At 58.4% G+C, this 19,253-nt stretch carries 15 protein-coding genes and 1 tRNA gene; 7 read left to right on the top strand and 9 right to left on the bottom strand.

Annotation, left to right across the window (positions count from 1 at the left end; translation table 11 throughout):
* Positions 1–37: 37 nt before the first annotated feature.
* The 6 genes from pbpC to GH784_RS01390 all read right to left on the bottom strand — a co-directional run bounded on the left by pbpC (position 38) and on the right by GH784_RS01390 (position 10,151).
* Positions 38–2,116 carry a penicillin-binding protein 1C gene (gene pbpC / locus GH784_RS01415; protein WP_065704426.1) on the bottom strand — a complete coding sequence of 693 codons (2,079 nt, stop codon included), beginning with the start codon at positions 2,114–2,116 and terminating at the stop codon, positions 38–40.
* Complete coding sequence (locus GH784_RS01410) at positions 2,113–7,557, bottom strand: alpha-2-macroglobulin family protein (protein ID WP_065704429.1); 5,445 nt, start codon at positions 7,555–7,557, stop codon at positions 2,113–2,115. The genes pbpC and GH784_RS01410 overlap by 4 nt, the downstream gene beginning before the upstream one ends.
* Before the next feature lie 122 nt (positions 7,558–7,679).
* Positions 7,680–7,868: a Trm112 family protein gene (locus GH784_RS01405; protein WP_003511371.1), complete on the bottom strand. Its 189-nt coding sequence runs from the start codon at positions 7,866–7,868 to the stop codon at positions 7,680–7,682.
* A 10-nt stretch (positions 7,869–7,878) separates the two neighbouring features.
* On the bottom strand, positions 7,879–8,550 hold the full coding sequence (locus tag GH784_RS01400) for an LON peptidase substrate-binding domain-containing protein (protein ID WP_003511372.1): 672 nt from the start codon (positions 8,548–8,550) through the stop codon (positions 7,879–7,881).
* A gap of 68 nt (positions 8,551–8,618) precedes the next feature.
* The gene (gene trxA / locus GH784_RS01395) at positions 8,619–9,587 is read right to left on the bottom strand and encodes a thioredoxin (protein WP_065704430.1); all 969 of its coding nucleotides are present in this window, start codon (positions 9,585–9,587) and stop codon (positions 8,619–8,621) included.
* 54 nt (positions 9,588–9,641) lie between these two features.
* Positions 9,642–10,151 carry a prolyl-tRNA synthetase associated domain-containing protein gene (locus GH784_RS01390; protein WP_013761810.1) on the bottom strand — a complete coding sequence of 170 codons (510 nt, stop codon included), beginning with the start codon at positions 10,149–10,151 and terminating at the stop codon, positions 9,642–9,644.
* A 256-nt stretch (positions 10,152–10,407) separates the two neighbouring features.
* Between GH784_RS01390 and GH784_RS01385 the strand changes: the two genes are divergently transcribed.
* Positions 10,408–10,482: transfer RNA gene (locus GH784_RS01385), tRNA-Gly, on the top strand.
* 1,125 nt (positions 10,483–11,607) lie between these two features.
* Here GH784_RS01385 and GH784_RS01380 read toward each other — a convergent pair.
* From GH784_RS01380 to GH784_RS01370, 3 genes are all read right to left on the bottom strand, one after another.
* Positions 11,608–12,228: a hypothetical protein gene (locus GH784_RS01380; RefSeq protein ID WP_153793180.1), complete on the bottom strand. Its 621-nt coding sequence runs from the start codon at positions 12,226–12,228 to the stop codon at positions 11,608–11,610.
* Positions 12,229–12,522: 294 nt separating this feature from the next.
* Positions 12,523–13,188, bottom strand: a complete 666-nt coding sequence (locus GH784_RS01375) for a hypothetical protein (RefSeq protein WP_153793179.1) — start codon at positions 13,186–13,188, stop codon at positions 12,523–12,525.
* Positions 13,173–13,946 (bottom strand): XRE family transcriptional regulator, encoded by a 774-nt coding sequence (locus tag GH784_RS01370; RefSeq protein WP_153793178.1) that lies wholly within the window; start codon positions 13,944–13,946, stop codon positions 13,173–13,175. The genes GH784_RS01375 and GH784_RS01370 overlap by 16 nt, the downstream gene beginning before the upstream one ends.
* A 125-nt stretch (positions 13,947–14,071) precedes the next feature.
* Between GH784_RS01370 and GH784_RS01365 the strand changes: the two genes are divergently transcribed.
* From GH784_RS01365 to GH784_RS01340, 6 genes are all read left to right on the top strand, one after another.
* Positions 14,072–14,401 carry a helix-turn-helix domain-containing protein gene (locus GH784_RS01365; protein WP_153793177.1) on the top strand — a complete coding sequence of 110 codons (330 nt, stop codon included), beginning with the start codon at positions 14,072–14,074 and terminating at the stop codon, positions 14,399–14,401.
* Between the two features lie 286 nt (positions 14,402–14,687).
* Positions 14,688–15,356, top strand: coding sequence for a hypothetical protein (locus tag GH784_RS01360; RefSeq protein WP_112285852.1), 669 nt, complete (start codon positions 14,688–14,690; stop codon positions 15,354–15,356).
* Positions 15,357–15,487: 131 nt separating this feature from the next.
* Complete coding sequence (locus tag GH784_RS01355) at positions 15,488–15,859, top strand: hypothetical protein (RefSeq protein ID WP_112191594.1); 372 nt, start codon at positions 15,488–15,490, stop codon at positions 15,857–15,859.
* A complete protein-coding gene (locus GH784_RS01350; RefSeq protein ID WP_112291953.1) occupies positions 15,852–16,703 on the top strand; it encodes a ParB/RepB/Spo0J family partition protein in 852 nt (283 codons plus the stop codon). The genes GH784_RS01355 and GH784_RS01350 overlap by 8 nt, the downstream gene beginning before the upstream one ends.
* Positions 16,700–17,164 (top strand): hypothetical protein, encoded by a 465-nt coding sequence (locus tag GH784_RS01345; RefSeq protein WP_112285854.1) that lies wholly within the window; start codon positions 16,700–16,702, stop codon positions 17,162–17,164. Before GH784_RS01350 ends, GH784_RS01345 begins: the two co-directional genes overlap by 4 nt.
* A complete protein-coding gene (locus GH784_RS01340; protein ID WP_153793176.1) occupies positions 17,161–19,179 on the top strand; it encodes a transposase domain-containing protein in 2,019 nt (672 codons plus the stop codon). Before GH784_RS01345 ends, GH784_RS01340 begins: the two co-directional genes overlap by 4 nt.
* Positions 19,180–19,253 lie beyond the last annotated feature (74 nt).

Below are 19,253 nucleotides of genomic sequence, written 5' to 3'. Positions count from 1 at the left end.
CGGCGTTCAGCCGCGTGGTGCGCAAGCCGTAAAAAACTCACTCGATGAAAACGCGCACGCTCGAAGCGCGGCCATCGGCGTCGATCACGGTCAGCGTTGAAAACCCCTGCCCTTCCGGTCGCCATTCGCTGTTGCGGCGGAGCGAAGAATCCGGGAGCGGCCTGCCGTTGGCGAGCCAGCGGAAGGGCGCGCGGCCGCCTTGCAGCTTCAGCACTAGCGGCGAAATGCCTGACTGGCTAGAGAGCTCCACCCTAGCCCCTTCCGGTGGATAGACGATGCGCGGCGCGCTTTCGCGCCTTGAGGCCGAAAGCAGGCCGCTTGCGGTCAATGTGAAACGCCGCTGGTTGGCGGGAAGGTCGCTCACGGCCACCCGCGCGACGCCAGAGGGTGCAGCAGGCATTGGCGTGATCGCTACGCCGGATTTCTCGAAAGCCTCGAAGAGGATCGGGGCTGCCGTCGCATAACCGGCAATGCCCGGGACGGCGCCGTTATCGGCACGACCGACCCACACGCCGATGACATGCCGCCCGTCATAACCTACCGACCAGGCATCACGGTAACCGTAGCTGGTGCCGGTCTTGTAGGCGATGCCGCGCTGCTTCATGCCGAGTGGCGGCAGCACACCGGACAGGATGTCGGAGACGTTCCAGATCGCAGCGTCGGCAAACAGCCGATCTCCGGCAAGCGGTTGCGGCGCGGAGCGCACACCGTCCCCCAGCCGCACAGAGTCGCCGCCGCCGGCAAGGCCCGCATAAAGCTGCACCAGATCAACCAGCGAAATACCAGCACCTCCCAGCGCAATGGCAAGCCCAGGAGGCTCGGTGGTGGGAAGCACGAGCTTCACGCCCGCGCGGCGAAAACGCACCATCAGCGCAGACGGGCTGACAGCATCCAGAAGCTTTACGGCGGGCACATTGAGCGACAGTTGCAGTGCCTGCCTGATGCTGACATCACCCTGATAATGCATATCGAAATTTCGCGGGCGGTAACCGGAAAAATCCGCCGGGCGATCCTCGATGATGGTTTCCTGCCCGATGAGACCATTTTCAAAGGCAAGGCCATAGATGAACGGCTTGAGGGTGGAGCCCGGCGAGCGCACGGCGCGGCTCATCTCCACGAAACCGCGCCTTGCAGTATCGAGATAATCAGCGGAACCAACTTCAGCCAGAATATCACCGGTCTGCGCGTCGGCCATGACGATGGCGACGGAGACCTTTTCTGTCAGTTTTTCCGCTGCATGGCGGGCAACGGCTTCCAGTTCCCGCTGGATCGGCAATCTGAGCGTCGAGTGCGCCTCGGTGGCATTGGCAAACTTCACGCGTGCGGCAGCCGCCATATGCGGTGCATAGGCCGGCAGATCACGCCGGTTGGCGGGAACGGCTGCAAGGGTCGCCCGCTCTGCTTCCCCTTCACCCACCACGCGTTCTACGGCAAGGCGCTGCAAAACCCTCTCCCGCGCCTGCCTTGCCGCATCCGGAAAGCGGTCCGGTCGGCGTTTCTCCGGCAATTGCGGCAGCGCCACCAGAAGAGCCGCCTCCGCCGTGTCGAGCCGGGCGGGCTCCTTGCCAAACCAGGCGAGGCTTGCGGCACGAACACCCTCAAGATTGCCGCCATAAGGCGCGATATTCAGATAAAGATCGAGGATTTCCGCCTTGTCGAGCCGTCTTTCGATCTGGAGCGCTCGCAATCCCTGCAGAAATTTCGCCGAAAACGACCGGTCGGTGCGCGGTTCGATCAGCCGCGCCACCTGCATGGAAAGCGTCGAGGCGCCGGAGACGATCCGGCCGTTGCTTGCCAATTGCCAGGCGGAGCGCAGCAGCGCCCAAGGGTCAATGCCGTGATGGTCGTAAAAACGCTGGTCCTCGTAAGCGATCAGCATGCGCAGGAACTGCGGATCGACTTCTGCAGCGCTGGTTTTCAGCCTCCAGCGGCCATCAGGTGTCGCAAATGCGCGCAGCAACCGCCCGTCTCTATCCAGCACCTCGAAGGACCGCTGCTGCGCAGCCTCCAGCGGTGGCGGATAGGCCTTGTCCAGCGCATCGAGACCGAAGGCCGCACCGCCTACAAACAGAGCGGCCGACACGATGCCGACGATGATCGCCTTTTTTCGCCTCATGGGGTTGCCGAACGCACCTCCATGCGGCCCGTTGCCGTGCGGGCGGAAAATTGCGGCCGGTACATATCCTCGACCGAGGCGGCCGGATGATCATAAGTGCCCGGGGTGACGGCCCGGACCACATAGGCCAGCGTGATTTCCGAGCTGTCGCCAGCCGTGCGGTTGAAGGCCGCAACGAACCGGTCGTAGCGGAATTCGGTATGCGCAGCTTCGGTTTCCGGCAACCAGTCGAAATTCGAAAGGGCGGCAGAATTGACGAGGCTCGGATTGTCGATCTCGAAACCGGAAGGCAGAAGGTCAGTCACGAGAATGCGTGCTTGCCAGTCATTTTTAGGCGTGACATTCAGCACCGCCACGTAACGCTCGTTCTGCACCACCTCGCTCGCGTTCACCTCCTCGCCATCCATGGAATAATAGGTACGGGTAATGGTGAAGCCCTCGCCACCGGCGGCAAGCGGTTGTGCCGGGGGCGCGACCGTGGTGACCACCGCCGTGACCGGATCAGCCGACGCGTTGGCGATCTTCAAGGGTGCCGCCAGCAATTCGTCGCCGGTCATCCGCTTGCCGAAACCGCCGGTCTGCAAATCGCCGTTCACATCAAGACGGATATCCTTGTCCTCACCTTTGACGGCGCGGGCGGCAAGCAGCATCCATGCCTGTTCCTGGGTGCTGGTATAGGGTTTCTTTTCCCATTCCTTCGCCACGGCACCTGCAAGTTGCGGCACGACGGCAGGAACCGGACGGCTTTCCGCCGCAAGCGCCAGCGTCGCTGCGCCATCACGCAGGGCGGAACCGTAATCCGCCCTTGCGAAGCTAACCTTGGTGGCACGGCTCGCCATATCGAGCGAGGCACCGAACACAGTCTTCGCGCGTGCCTGATCTCCATAAAGCGAAAGGGCTGCGGCAACCTGCGCCTTGGCAAGCGGTGTGGGGAAATCGGCAAGCGCCGTATCCGCATAATATCTGAGATCGTTGATCGCCGCCTTGCGGTTGCGCGCCAGAACGTAAAGCGAATAGGCGATCTCGTTGCCGCGATCCTTGACGTTGCTATCGTAGGAAAGACCGTTTTGCAGGTTGCTCAAAGCCTGCACCATCGCCTGTTCGGGAACATCGTAACCCTGCTCGCGCGCACGGGTCAGGAAGTCGCTGATATAGGCATCCAGCCACAGATCTCCGTAACCGGGAGACCAGAGGCCGAAACTGCCGGAACTCGACTGGAAGGACAGCACCCGGTAGATCGCCTCCTGCACGCGGCGGCGGGTATCCGGGTCCTCGGCAATGCCGCTATCCTTGGTCATTTCCGAGAGATAAAGCAGCGGCAACGCGCGGCTCGTCGTCTGCTCGGCGCAGCCGTAAGGATATTTGTCGAGCATCATCACCAGCGCCGGAATATCGAAGGCTGGCGAGCGTGTGACGTTGACGGCGACGGACGAACCGAGAAGCATGCTATCGGCCAGAAGGTCGCCATTGATCGTCAGGCTGCTATTGGGCGCGATCTTGATTTCACGCCGCGTCGTGACCGGCAGAACGGCTGGACGCACGGGAACATTCAATACCTGCTCCAGCGAAAGACCGGCGGCGTTGGAGACCTTAATGGTGATTGCGCCATTGCCCGGCTGTTCGCCTGTCAACGGCACGGTCAGCGACGACTTGCCGCCCTTTTGCAGTGCCAGGGTCTGCGACATCTCACCCTGATCGACCGTAAGTGCCGTGTTGCTGGTGACATCCAGCCGGTAGTCGCCGGCCTCGCCATCGGTATTGGCGATATCGAGCCGCAATTGCGAGACATCGCCGGGCGCGAGGAATTTCGGTGCACTGGCAGTCACTACCACGGGGTCTCGAATGACGGCGTCGGAGACCGCATGTCCCACGCCCGTCTTCGTCCAGGCGACAGCCATGATGCGGGCCGTGCCGTTGAACTGAGGAATATCGAAGCTCACCGTCGCCTTGCCGTCTGCGTCAAGTTCGACAGGTCCCGAGAAGAAGGCCACGAGCTTTTCGGTGGGCGGGCTGCCCTGCAGTGCTGCGCCCCCGCCATCACCGCCCGTTCTCAGGCGACCGGTGGCGCCAAGCGAACCGTCGATCAGGCGGCCATAGAGGTCGCGGATTTCCAGCCCGAGCCGTCGCTGACCGAAATACCATTCATCCGGCTGCGGCGGTTCATAGCGGGTGAGGTTCAATATGCCGACATCCACAGCCGCGACGATGACATAGGCCTTTTCGCCCACGCCCGCGCCGGCGACACTGATCGGAATTTCAAGCGGCTGACGCGGCAGCGTCTTCTGCGGCGCGCCTAGCGTTACCGCAAGCTTGCGCTCGGCGGGATCGACGGCAAGCCACTTGATGCCTATGGCGCGCATCGGCATGCGGCTTTCCTGCGCATCGCCCGGACGGAACAGCGTGGCCGTCACATACGCCCCCGCGCCCCATTCCTCGGTAACGGGAATGTCGATCTCGCCGCCATCCGCACCGATCTCAGCATTCTGCACGGAAATCAGCTTTTCCGAACCTGACGTGACCATCAGCTGACCGGCAAAACGCGACGATACCTTGAGTTTTGCGGTATCGCCGATCTTGTAGTTTTGTTTGTCCAGCGCGATTTCCAGCGCATCCGGCGTCTCTGTCGAGCTTGCCTCGACGTAGAAACCAGCATCGAATTCGACGCTCGAAACCGGTGCGCCATTGCCGGCACCTTCCACTTCCAGCCTGTAGCGGCCCCAGGTGACAGGCACGGAAATCTCACCGCCATTGGCATCGACGGAAACCGTGCCGGTTTCGGTCTGTTTGGTATATTCCACCGGTTCGTACCGCCAGGAGTTACCCTGACGATACCATTGATAGTTTCGCTCTACCTTGATGAGCTTCCAGTTGAGGCCACTCATCGCCTGTTTCGCGCCATCAGCTGTCACGCCGATAATGTGGAAACGGCCAACGGAATTCTGGGCGAGATCACCCGAAAACTGCGGTTTGATGCCGATGACAGGTGCTTGCGCCTTCACCGGCAGCGTCAGAGATCGTTCGACGGCGCGGCCACCGGCCTCGCGCATCCGAACGATGATGTTGGCGGAAAGCAGCTGCGTGGTGGAAGGCAAATCCGTCAGATCGACATTGAAGCTTGCCTTGCCTTCTTCGTCCAGCGCCGGCAGATCGGCAAGCGCGGTGCGATTTTCTTCTTCACTTTCCTCATCGGCCAGACCGAAGAAATAACCCTCGAAGTCGGTACTCGTGCGGGTCGGCTTGACGGCGACCTCACCTTCCAGCGTCAGGCCGGCTGCGGGCGCGCCGTAGAGATAACGGCCATCGACGTCGATTGGCGTTTCCGCGCCCGGCTCGATCTGTTTCACCTTGCTGGAAAGATCAAACTCGGTGCGATCAGGCACGAAATCATCGACCAGAAAGCTCTTTTCGCTGATCGCAGCCGTTTTCGGATCAGTATGAATGCGCAGCGTCCAGGTGCCGCGCATGGCATTCGCCTGCAAGGGCAGATCGACCGCATGGCCGCCGAGCGCCTTGCCGTCACTCACGAAACGCCGGTCCTCGACGCCATCAGGACGCGAGAAGATGAAGGTCAGCGGCAGATCCTCGATCGCCTTGCCGTCAACATCACGGGCCAGCGCTGCCGCGTGCACGGTCTCGCCGGCGCGGTAGATGCCGCGCTCTGTCCAGCTGAACACGTCGATGGCGCCGGGGGCCGCGCGGCCAGTCACACCACGGTCGGAAAGATCGAAACCGGCGCGCGTCATGTCCAGAAAGACGTAGTCCTTGTCGCCGTTGCGCGCTGTGAGGATGGCTGGCGCCTGCGCCGCTGTGCCACGCATCAGGCCTGCCGAAAATACTGCCCTGCCGTCTGCATCCGTCTTTGCCGTGCCGAGCACTTCGTTGTTCTTGGCGAGCAATTGCAAGTCCACCCCGCCAAGCGGTGCGGCGCTGCCGAGCGAGCGCACGAATACGTTCAGGCCATCGGTGCCGGCATAGGTGGTGATGCCCGTATCGGAAACGAGGAACCACTGCGTGGCGCGCGAATCCCATGTCTCCGGTGCGGTGCCGGGCGGTACGGCGGTCAGCACATAGATGCCGGGCTTCCGCTCCGGCAAGGCTTCGTCCACCGGAAAGCTCGTCACTACGTCCTTGTTGAGGTCCGGCTGAATGTCTATCGAACCTTGCCAGACCAGCTCGCCGATCTCGTTTTCAATACGGTCGGCGTTGTAACCGTCCATCTGCGTCAAAAACTGCGAGTTTGCCAAGACCGACGTGATGTTACGGTCGCCAATACGGTAAAGCTTCAGATCGGCCTTTTCGGCATTGACCGAAACGATGGGAATGCCGCGCCGCGCCGTGCCCGGCAGCACGAAGTTCTCGCCGGTGAAGCGGACGCTCGCTGCACGGTCACGCACGTAGATATCGAGATCGACCTGCTTTTCCAGCGGTTCTTCCACCGAGGACGGCAGGCCGGCGCGGAACGCAATCTTGTAACGCTGACCATGGGTCAGCCCCTCGACGCAAATCTCACTGCCCTTCGCCTCGATCGCCTTGGGTGCAGCACCATCCAATGTGACGAAAGAGGAATAATCGACACCGTTCTTCACCAGCGGTTCGGAAAACTGCACGCATGCGCGCGGGCTGACACTATCCGTATCAATCGTATTGTTGATGACGCGGAATCCCTGGCGCGTGCGCAGATCGGCATAGGCCGCCTTCGTCTGCGCATTATCGGAAAGTGTGAGGCTCTCCTTATAGGCATTAAGCGCCGCACGATAATTCTGGGTCTTTTCGAAAGCCTGGGCCAGCCGGTTCAACGCCTCGGTGCGGGCACTGACCGTGCGGCTCAACTGATAGGCATTGATGGCAGCGGAAGCGGCCTGGCCCGCAATCGCGTAATTGTCGGTAACCTGCGCCGCCCTTTGCGAAAATTCGGCCCAGAGAGCACCGTCATCGGGCGAAATCGCAAGAGCCGCCTTGTAGGTTTCGATCGCGTCGGCTGCCGCCTGCTGCCTTGCCGTTTGCAGCAGGTTCTCCAGTCCCTGGCTCTGCTGCTCCGCGCTTGCCGCAAGGCCCGATTTCAGCCGACGCGCTTCCTGCTGCAGGCTATCAGTCACGAAAGAAAGACGCTGCGGTGCACCGATATCGGCTTCAGCGACAACCTGCACGATCTTGCCGGCGACGGCACCGGGGAAGGCATTGAGCTGATTGAAATCCGATTTAAGGAAACACCATTGCACCTTGGGATTGTAGGTGAACGCCTTGCAGGCGGTATCGCCGACGCAAATCTCGCCGCACTGCTCAAGCGAGACATTCTGCTCGGTTCTGAGATCGAACCCGAAATAATCGCCATTTTTGGTGGTAACCACCTTGCGGGAAGGTTCCGCCGCCACAGCTGGAATAAAAGTAATGGCGGTTGAGACCGCAATCAACGAGATCCGGACGAGCGCGCGCAACGACATCAGTTTTCTCCCCGCAACAGACATGTCGGGCGGGACTCTGGTCAAATCCACGCACGGTTGTCAACGCATCATCGTCAATTTGCGACGTGACACTGTGGAGAGAGCGGCAGGCAGGGCTAACGCTAGTCTTCTAATTTGCGCGCTTCGGAAATCAGCATGATCGGCACCCCGTCGCGGATCGGGTAGGCGAGCCCTGCGCTTTCGGACACAAGCTCGTTGCGGGCGCGATCGTAGGAAAGACGTCCCTTCGTCAAGGGGCAGACCAGCAGCTCAAGCAGCTTGGGATCGGCATTGCTCATCCTGTCGTCCATGGCGGCGATCCTACTGCAGCACAGTACCGGCCTCGCCCGAGCCCTGGGCAAGAACGATCTCGGTGATGGCGATCAATGTTTCGGCCCGCGTCCTCAGGTCAGGCGCTTCCAGCAGCGCCTGCTTTTCGGCAGGACCAAAGGGAGACATCATGGAAAGCGAATTGACGAGGACACGATTGCCTGCGCGCTCCACGCTTTCCCAATCGGCTTCCAGCTGGTTCGCATCCAGAAACGCACGGAATACCCGCAGCAGATTTTCGCGGTCCACAGCGTCCTCATCATACTCGCCGGAAAGATCGGCGATGAAGGGCGCGTGCCGGAAACTGCGATAGGGTTTGCCCACATCCACCTCTTCCAGCAGGCGGAAGCGGCAGATGCCAGTGAGCGAAATGACATAACGCCCATCCCCGGTCTCCGAAAAGGAAGTGATGCGACCAAGACATCCGACAGCGCTCAAAGGACCACCATCATGCCCCCCCTCAATGACGTGAAGGGCCGGCTGCACCATGCCGATGACCCGGTGGCCGGCCAGTGCCATATCAATCATGGCGAGGTATCTAGGCTCGAAGACATTGAGCGGCAGGTGGCCTTCCGGCAAAAGCAACGCGCCCGACAATGGAAATACCGGCACAGTTTCCGGCAAATCATTGTTCTTCACATATCTCGCATTTCCGACATGCATGGGATCAAGCCCCCTGTTCACCGCTGCCCGGCCGGCGGATCAACCGCCATGGCCGGGATATGCCCGCATTACGAAAACAAGATCGACGAAAGCTTCCGGCGCCCGGCCACACTTGCCGGATCCTTGAAGCCCCAGGCCTCGAAAAACTCCAGAAGCTGGCGGCGCGCGCCGTCATCATCAAAGGTTCTGTCCTTGCGCATGACATAGAGCAGATGATCCGCTGCCTCATCCCGCCGCCCTTGAGCGTTGAGGACCTTGGCAAGCTTCACACGAGCCTCGTAATTATCGGGATCGAGCGCGAGATCACGTTCCAGCACCACCGGGTCGCCAATCTTGCGGGCTTCTTCATATTGCGCGATCTTTTTCGAGACGAGCTGAATGCCAGCATCTGCGGCCACTTCCGCCGGCAGGGACGAGAGGAGTTCGCTTGCCCGTTCATATTGTCCAACGGCAATCATGCATTCGGCAATACCAGCGATTGCGGCGGCGTTTTCGGGATCGGCCTGCATAACCGCGCCGAACAATTGTGCCGCGCCATTATGATCGCCATCCGCCAGAAGCTGCTTTGCCTCTGCCAAAACCGCTTCGATCTCAGCCTTCGGATCACCCGCATCAGGTCCGGCGATCTTGTCGATGAACTGCTTGATCTGGCTTTCCGGTACCGCGCCCATGAAGCCATCCACCGGCCTGCCATCCAGGAAAGCGACGATAGCGGGAATGGACTGGATGCCGAGTTGTCCCGGAATAGACGGGTGATCGTCGATATTCAGTTTCACAAGCTTCACGCGGCCATTCGCCTCGTTTACTGCCTTTTCGAGAACCGGCGTCAGCTGCTTGCACGGGCCGCACCACGGTGCCCAGAAATCCACCAGAACCGGCTGGTGGCGCGATTCCTCGAGAACATCCTTGGAGAAGGCCGCTGTTGTGGTGTCCTTGATGTGACCGGAAGACGCGCCGTTCAGCTCCCCGCTATATTGCGCGTTGCCGGACATCTGCCCGCCATAGGAACTGCCGTAAGGATTGTTCGTGCCGCTCATGCCGGTCTCCCGTAATCTCTGTCGTATTGTCTTGGTTGAAGCAAAGATCGTATCTCACTCGCTGACTTTCAAGACAAGCGGCGTGTGGCCGGTCGCCTCCAGGAAGCGAATGAGGTCTTTGTTTCCTATCGTCGTCGTCTGGTCGTTGGAAAGCGGGTGACCGTTGATAAGCTCGTTTTCCAGAAGATCGCTGTCGAGTACGAAGGTGACCTGCCCACCCGTGTCGTTGATGGCGCCGAAAACCGTGACAGATCCCGGCACGACACCCAGATATTCAAGCATTTTTTCCGGCCTGCCGAAGGATACGCGGCTTGCCGCGCCAATCGTCTTGTGAACGCTTTTCAGATCGACGACCGCGTTCTCCTCAACGGTCAGAACGAAATATTGATCCTTCTTGTCCTTCACAAAAAGGTTCTTCGTGTGGCCGCCCGGGATTAGATCACGCAACGACTGGGATTCAGCAACGGTGTAGACCGGCTCATGCTGTTTTGTCTTATGCTCGATGCCGAGCCCGTCCAGAAACGCGAACAAGTCCGCTGCCGTCTTCGGAGAATTTTCCGCCATATCCTGCCGCCTGCCTTTGCCGATTCCGATATCCTCTCCGTCATGATTAAGGGGGCAACCGCGGCTTGGCAACGCGTGAAAAAGCGACGGCGCGAAAATTCCCAATCATTTCCGCCGCTTGTCGCATTTCTCAAAGAAATTTTCGCGTTTTTGTCATTTCCCTGTTGCATTCCAAAATCGATTGAGCGATATAGCGCCCGTCGCCGCATTGCGGTGGCCCACGGTTCAGCGCACTACCCCGGACCGATGGATTTGAGCGGGTGTAGCTCAGGGGTAGAGCACAACCTTGCCAAGGTTGGGGTCGAGGGTTCAAATCCCTTCGCCCGCTCCAAATTTCCCAGAACACAGTTATTTGCGTTATTTCGATTGCTTATGAAGACGCCGCTCCCGGTCTGTCGGCTTGGCGTGCATGATTTTTATCGGGCGACGTGTAATCAGGCGGAACTTATGGCGAGGATATCCGTTCTTGACGCGAGGCTCCTAACCTCAGTTCCCCTCTGAATTGCCCGCCGCGAGCGGGCATTTTTTTGTCACCCCGTGAAAATACCATTTGGCACAGGGAACAGCTCCCGGGCGCATCGCGTTTTCCTGCGTTGGTCAACACGAGGGGATAGCTCATGTCCATAAATCTCAGACGAACTTGTGTGGTTGCCGTATTTGCCGTCCTGTCCATCCCGGCTGCCTCTTTCGCTGCCGACATGATCACTTACGGAAGGGAAACGGCCCCGAAATACAGAGTGCACCATCATCCACGTGCCGTTGCAAATGTCTATGCTGCCGGCGCGCCCTTACGCTGCAACGATAATATCGTGTCTTACCGCTCCCCTTACGAGCGGCATACGGAAGTGGTTACTCTCTGCCATCCGCCGCTAAACTGGCAAACAGAGTCTTCTACCGCAACAATATGGTCGCCTTGATCTTGTCATAATTCATTTGATGTGCTTTTGTTCGCTCGCCCTTGTGGGAGGGGGTAAAGGTTGAGACCCGCTGGCTGTTTCGATACGGCAAGCGGGTTTCCCTTTTTTTGGCTGTACTTTGTCACCACCTACTGGAATCTCTGGGAATATCCGGGAATATGTGGGAACTGCCGATAAAGCTTTGCAAATCAAGGGCTTTCGAAGGCTTCAGTGACCACCGATCAAAATCCAGTTTGACAAGTCAGCGAAACGTTCTGTCGATGGCACTGGCGATATTCTAGCAAATTCAGGCCTTCCTCAACAACTCTTCAAAAACCACCTTATCGGTCCTTTAATATCCCTTGAAGCCCGGAAAACTTGCCATTTTGAAAATCTAAACTCGTAGGCTGATCTCTTCCGGACAGGTCGAGAGAGCCTCCGGTTTCTAATTTGAAGTTGGAACCTCATACCATCATTACCAAAAATTCCAAAATACCTAGTGATATCAAGCTAGTTATAGAAAAAGCCATCCTCCAGAAGTTGGAAGGTGGCTTTTTGCGTTAGTTGGCTTTGCTCTCACTCGCCGTAGCGCCAACGAGATTGGTTAGATCGCTCGTCGGGAAAAAGGGAAAAGTGTGTTCAAGGTCTTCAGAGGTGAGATCGCTGGCATTGGGATAAACAATAAGAAGCGTGGCAAGCGCTTGCCGGTAGAAAACCATGTGGATCGTTATGCTTGACCCATCGACCTGAGCGTTTCGGTAGGCGAACTGGTCATACACATGCTTCTCACCCATTTGCAGGCTCCGTCCCGGTCCAAGATGTTCCATCATATCGGCCGGGAGGTCGTCAGTTAGGGCATCAACATTGCTATAATGCTCCACGAAGAGATAAGCGCTCTTTGGCACAATGTTGCCAGTGAGTTCGAAATGAAGAGCCATAGCCATTTTTCGCGAGAACGCATCAATAGCTTTACTTACAATTGGCCCTCCGAGATTCACAAAGTTCCAATTAGGAAGGTTGAACGCAGAGCTACCTAAGCGGTGTAAAACTGAAGCTTGGTCGACTTTCATCTCGGCCAAGATGCCTGGATTATTGTATTCCGCAGAACGAGTAAGTTTCCGAAACGCATCAACATGGCTCTGATCCTTGGGACCCGGAAAAAAGCGGGTGATCATTGCCATAATGGGTTCAACTCTGCGAGTTGAATCTTGGCAAGGCTGGCAGGAAGGGAACTCTAGTCCTCGCGGTCTCCATTTGTCATCAAACAGTATCCGAGATGGCATGTGCTCGACGCTAGTTGTATCAGCTTGCCCGGCGCAAAAAGCGCATCGCGGATGTTTTTCCTTCATCTGCTGCAAACGTTTCCGAGACTGGCCCATCTTCCTCTCTCTTGAATTTGCCGAACGATTATAGCGATCCCCATCATATCGGAGAGAGGGTACTGTCGGAACGCAACTCCGCTGATCCCCTTTCCTTCAAGATTTTCCGGCTACTAGCCTAAGAACTGGCAAACACAGGCTCTCTATGATCTTGATCTGGTCATCGACGGTTCGAGCGATCTCGTCTTTGTCCTCGGTTGGGTACCCTCTCACCAGAGCAGACTGGATTTTCTTCCCGAACTCAATGTCGTCAGTGGCTGGATTAAATTGCGCATGACTGTCAACGAACGCCTTTAGGACGTTGAATTGTGCCCCCAATTTTTCCAATGCGCCTTCCAAGGCATCGCCAAATAGCGCTCGGGCCATGGGAAATCGAGCATCTAAATCCATTATTTTGTCATGCGAGGCTTCAAGCCGACGGTAATAGACTTGAGTGCTTATCAGGCGCTTTCGTTGAGAGGGATCATTGCTCAGTTCAAATCCGGATGTCACGAGTTGCCGTTCTGCCTCGGCAAGCTCTTGGGGAGCAATATAGGGTGAGCGCAGATAGGACAGGTAACGTCTCGCGTTGTACGCAGCGACGACAATCTTTTCCGCTTCTTCGATTTTTCTCTCTTCTAATTTCTGTGTTCGCCACTTGTTGATCGTACTGGACCCCACGTATCCAGCATAACAGACAGCGAGAGCTCCCAATATTGTGCCGAACCCTTGCAGGACAACACCAAGCGAGTTCAAAAACTCAGGCCTCAGATAGGTTTCCATGACCAAATTACCCGCCCAATAATTTTCACCTGGTTGATGTCGTCTCCGTGCAACACTATAGGAGCGTAATGTGGGTCGCTGTTATCTGAGCACCAATGTAGGGTCTCCGCATCAACCCACAATGCGCGTTTTGCAAAGATATCGCCGTGGAGCGAAACGACATAAACTCGACCGTTAGCGGGGTCCTCGCCGGTATTTGGTTGACTAGTGTCAATGACTGCAAAGTCGCCACTCGCCAGCGCCGGAAGCATGCTGTCTCCCTTAATCTCAAGCAGCCGGAGATGCTTCCGACGAACGCCGAGTACTTTAGCTGCAAGGGCGTCCATATCCAGATCGATACCCCGAGACTCATCAAGCACTGCAGAACCTCCGCCCGCGGATGCTTTTAGCGGAAGGAACTTTATCGTCGGCGCGGCCACGGGTTCAAAGGTTTCACGAACCATTTCCGTGGCAGTCGCGGCTACTGATTTCATTTCTTCTACGGCACGCTTAATCAGCGTTTCGGCTACCAACCCTTTTTCTTGAGGGCGGCCCAGATGTTTTGGGCCAATACCCGTCAAAACCCATCCAGGATTGATCTCAAACCTCTCGAACGAAAGAAGGGTTTCTCCGTTGGGCGTGCCTTCACCCCTCTCAATTTTCTGCCATCCCCGCAAAGACATGCCGAGCCTATCGGCCATCTCTTGTTGAGAAAGTCCGTTTTCGTCGCGCACAAGTTTAGCTCGTGCGCCAATTTCGGTCGTAGCGGTATTACCCATCGCTCGCGATAAGCACTTTTGTGCTTGCAATAGGCACAAAAGTGCTTATACCTTTCTGTGTTCGCAGAATTAATAACCCCAAAAAAGGAGGCCGGTCAGGGCCTCCCTTCTGGAAGGAATCCTTTATGCACCGTGTCTCTGACGGCGGCAAGACAAGCCGTGCCGAACGCCGAAGGCTGGAAGAAATTGCCCGTATTAAAGGCAAGCTCATCGTTGCCAAAATCACGCTTGCCGAGATCGACAAGAAATATGGCCTGCCGACCGGCACAGCCGGCAATGCCGTTCACGAGCCACACGCTGCTGGTGAACGCGCAATCGCGGCGGCCCTGAACACCCGGCCGCACCTTCTCTGGTTCTCCCGTTATCACGGCGATGGCAGCAGGCTCAGCCCGCAGCCGTCGGAGAATTACCGGAACGGCCGTCGTGCCGCCGAAGCGGAGCAAGCCGCAGCATGAAGCGTGGAACGGTTCGGGATTGCTGCTCTAGCCTACCGCACGAGTGCAAGGCGTTCGTTCGCCCCGGCTGTCAGTCCCAATCTCTCGACCGCTCCACACCCCGACAATCGCCGATCAGCAGTCACCCCACAATGACGAAACCGCATGCCAATTTCGACACCCCGATTTTCATTCCGGCCCGCTCTCGCGTGTGCCGGTGGGCCGAAACCCTGCTGATTTTTAGTCCTGCGTTCGCAGGCGTTTCGGCCGTCTTTTTCACCATCCTCAAAAACTCTGGAGCAGCTCAATGACCGCAGCAGTTCGCAACTACGTCGCCGTGCCTTTCTTTGACCGTGTCCCGCCGCGCATCATGGACTTGGTAATCACCACTTTCGACAACATCGTCGAGCGCGGGCAGTCAGTCCGTGAAGCCTATTATTTCTTCGGCAACGCCGTGAAAAAGCGCAATCTCGAAGGGCCAACGTTTGACGACTTCGCCCACTGGCACGAACGCGTCAAAAACGGCCTGATCGATCGCCCGCATCCTTCCGACGTGCTTCTTTTCACGCCTTCGCCGAAAACAGTAGAAGAACGCGAAGTCAAACAACCGCACGCCGTTGCCTGCGTCGTTGATCTTGAAGCTGTCGATACCGAACGTTTGCGGCAGGCCCGCGCCATCGTAAAGGCCGCGTACGAATTCAACCAGGCCAAGCTGGCAGCCGGTTACGCCCCTGCATCCATCCTGCTCGATGACACTATCCTGCAGGAAGCCCTGCAGGAAGTCCTCTCTGCAGAGGCGAGCGCCACCGTCATGGACGCCGATGTCCACATGACACCCGGAAACAAGCTGGTCGATCTCCTTCTTGGCGAAGGCGATGAAGATATCGACGCCAAGCTTGTCGATTGCCTCACCATGGACATGCAGCCCGAGCTTTGCCGCCTCCTCTCGCGGTCAGAGGCCGCCAAATCCTGCTGATTTCCCGAACCGTCGCTCTGTTACCCCCATGGAGCGACGCCAGATGCCGGGGCGGCCAAAATCCCGGTCCCCACCGCTCCGGCATCGATCTGCCGCAATACCGTCGCCGCGCGACGAACCCGAGGTTTTCGATGGTAAATCCGTATTCCGATGAAGAGCGCCTGCAGGCGATGGTGGCGTCCAGCTACCGCGCCACACGCTCTCACTTCAATCACCTTCCCCTTCGTCATATCATCAATCCCCCTGCCGAAATGTTCGATGCGAAGCTTGCCCGTCAGTTGGCGATCTATGTGCTTCATGTCGATTTCAACGTGCCGCGCCGTCGCCTGGTCGTGTTGCTCGGCGTGGCCCGCTGGACCGTGATGCAGGCGGTGCGCATCGTCGAGGCGCGACGCTTCGAGCCGGTATTTGACAAAGCTTACGAGCGGATTGCCGCGCGGGCAAAAGACAACTTCATGACCATGCTGCACGAAGCAGCCGGACAGGACGCAGCATATGGCTGAGTTCATTCGCGTTGCCGTATCCAGCATCCATATCGGTGAGCGCCTGCGCCCGATCGACATGGATTATGCCGAGGCCATTGCCGCCTCGATGTCCGAACACGGGCAGATCAGCCCGATCATGATCCGCAAGACGCCCGCGAAAAAGGGGACACCTTACACGCTGGTCGCGGGCGGCTATCGCACCACCGCCGCAACATTGCTCGGCTGGACGGAGATCGACGCGATTGTCGTCAAAGCTGACGCCGTTGAGGCGCAGCTGCTCGAAATCTCCGAGAACCTCTATCGCAACGAGTTGAACCCACTCGATCGCGCCATCTTCGTCATGAAGTACCGCGAGCTGTGGGAAGAGAAACACGGCAAGATCAATCCGAAGGGTGGGCGACCTTCAGAGAAACACCGTAACGATTACGGAGTTATCTTCGCTGGTGGGCGGGAGCTTTCCGAGCGCGTAAAAGAGCGCTTCGGCTTCGGTCAGAGCACCTATGAAAAGGTGACCAGCATCGGGAAAAATCTCGATCCGGTGCTGAGACAGGCGGTACGCGGCACCACGGCGGAAAACGATCAATCGCAGCTTTTGACCTTGGCAAAGCTTCCTCGTGAAGACCAGATCGCTGTGGCCGCCGCATTGAAGCACACCCCGGATGTGAAAAAGGTACTGGCCTTCACCAAGCCCCCGGCTTTGGTGACCACGCCACCCGCCCCTTCTCAATCCATCATCTTCACGAAACTGATCGCCGCCTGGGACGAGGCGAGCGAGGAAACCCGCGACAGCTTCCTTGAGCACATCGGCATGTCGAACACGCCGGATGCCCTCATGGCTGCGATCCGCGAGGAGGCAGCATGAGCACGAAACGCGATCCCAACCAGATGGACTTTTTCAAAGAGACAGTTTTCCCGGTGCGCTCTGCATCGGAACGTCTCGATATCGACCGCTTCCGTTCGACCCTGAAACGCGAAATGGCGCGTGCCATCCGGGAATGCCAGTACGACCGCGACACGATCGCGGCACGCATGGCCTACTATCTCGGCCTGGACAAGGTCTCGAAGTCCGCTCTCGACAGCTACACCGCCGAAAGCAAGACCACCCACGACATCAGCATGCCGCGCTTCAAGGCATTTGTCCGCGCCACCAACGCCTTCTGGCTTTGGGATGTCGTTGTTTCCGATGACGGCCTGTTGCTGCTCGAAGGCGACGAAGCCCGCCTCGCGGAAATGTCACGCATTCGCCAGGAGCAAAAGAAGCTCGCCCAGGAACTGAAAGTTCTTCAGGCGACGCCAGTGCACATTCGTCGGGTGCGCAAATGAAGAAAGAATGGTTCACATCCGCCGAGCTGGCTGCAGCAGCGCTTCCCGGTATGCCGCAGTCGCGCAAAGGCATCGATCTTTTTATCGACCGCTCTGGCGTGCGGTCCACCGCGAAGGCCCGCCCGAAGGCCGGTCAGGGCGGCGGGTTTGAGTACCATTATTCCTTCCTGCCTCCGGTGGCGCAGGCGAAGCTTGCTTTTCTCAATGCGGAGCCATCCGATCCGCGCCCAACGAAACTCTCAAAGATGCTTTGGGACCGGTTTGAAGCCCTTTCGCATGCCCATAAGGCCATCTGCAAGACCCGCTTCGCCGTACTGACGGAAGTTGAGGAACTGCGGGCCTCGGGCATCAGCATGAAACATGCCGTCGCCCACGTTACCCGCAGGGCCGATATCGTGCCGGCAACCTACTATGAGTGGCGCAAGATGGTCGAAGGCCATTCCCGCCAGGACTGGCTTGCCGCCCTCGCCCCAGCGTTTTCGGGCAGCGCCAGCGGTGAAGCCGCTGATGTCACCCCCTGCCACCCGGAAGCATGGAAAATCCTGAAATCTGACTTCCTGCGGCCGGAACGTCCATCCTTTAGCGCCTGCTACCGTCGCATGACGATGGTCGCTCGTGACCAGAACCTGTCACCGATCCCTTCGGAGCGTTCCTTGCGCCGCCGCCTCGACGCGGAAGTGCCGAAGGCCGCCCAGATCATCGCCCGCGAAGGCAAGGACAAGGCGAAACAGCTTTTCCCGGCGCAGAAACGTACCGTTGCGCATCTGCACGCCATGGAGATCGTCAACACCGACGGTCACCAGCTCGATCTGTTTGTTCGGGTTCCGTGGTCTCAAACGCCGGTGCGCATCATACTCATCGGTATTCAGGACATCTATTCCCGCAAGGTGCTTTCGTGGACGCTGGCCGAGGCCGAGACTTGGGAGGCCGTCCGGACCTGCATCGGTTCGATGATCGAGAACCATGAAGGCATGCTGCCCTATCACATCTATATGGACAACGGCCGCGCGTTTGCGGGCAAGATGATTTCGGGCGGGGCAAAGACCCGCCACCGTTTCAAGGTGAATGAGGACGACGTTGCCGGCCTCCTGAAAACCCTCGACATCGAGCCGCATTTCGTGAAGCCGCGCTCCGGTCAGTCGAAGCCGATCGAACGCGCCTGGCGCGATCTTGCCGAGGAAATTTCCAAGCATCCGTCCATGTCCGGTTGCTACACCGGCAACCGGCCGGACGCGAAGCCGGAAAACTACGGCACCAGCGCCGTTCCGCTCGAAACCCTTCAGCGCCATGTCGCGCATTGCGTTGACGAGCATAATCACCGGCTGAACCGCACCACGGAAACCGCCAACGGTCGCAGCTTTGCGCAGACGTTCGACGCATCGATCGCGGAGCCGTCCACCATCGTTCGTTATGCCAGCATGGCGCAGCGTTCACTCTGGATGCTCTCGGCCGTGGCCATTACCGCCCGCAAGCCGGATGGTGCAATCCACCTGCACGGAAACCGTTACTGGAACGCCGTGCTTAACGAGTGGATCGGTCGCAAGCTGACCGTTCGCTTCGATCCGGCCGACCTGCATAAGCCGGTCAAGATCTACGATCCGGAAGGCCGTTTCCTTTGTGACGCCGATTGCCTTGCCATGACTGGCTTTGCCGATACGGGTGCCGCCCGTCGCCAGGAGAAGGCGCGCAAGACGCACGTCAAGAACCTTCAGGCCGTGGCGAAGAGCAACGCGGCGCTGTCGCCGATGCAGCTTGGCGAGATCATGGAAAAAGGCCGCAAGGCCGAGGCGGACAAGCGCCCGAAGACGCCGGTTCGTCCGGTTGTCACGCGCCTTGTCACCGGCAATCTGGCTCACGCGCCCGTCGAGGCGGTGGACATCAACGAATTCGAAGATCGCTTCGCGCGAGGACTTGCCCGACTGGCGGGCGGGGAAAGCGCGATCATCCAATTCCCCACAGGGAATACCGAGGCAGGCGGCAAGCCTGCCCGCAAAAGAAGAGCCGAAAAGTACTGAGTACGGTTCCAGTCCAACAGGGCGAAAAAAAATGAGCGACCCGAAGGCCGCCCCGCAATTGAACAAAGGAACCT

Source organism: Agrobacterium tumefaciens, assembly GCF_009649785.1.
Lineage (GTDB): Bacteria > Pseudomonadota > Alphaproteobacteria > Rhizobiales > Rhizobiaceae > Agrobacterium > Agrobacterium tumefaciens.
Note: the sequence above shows the minus strand (reverse complement) of the source record. Positions and strands in the feature narration are given on the sequence as shown.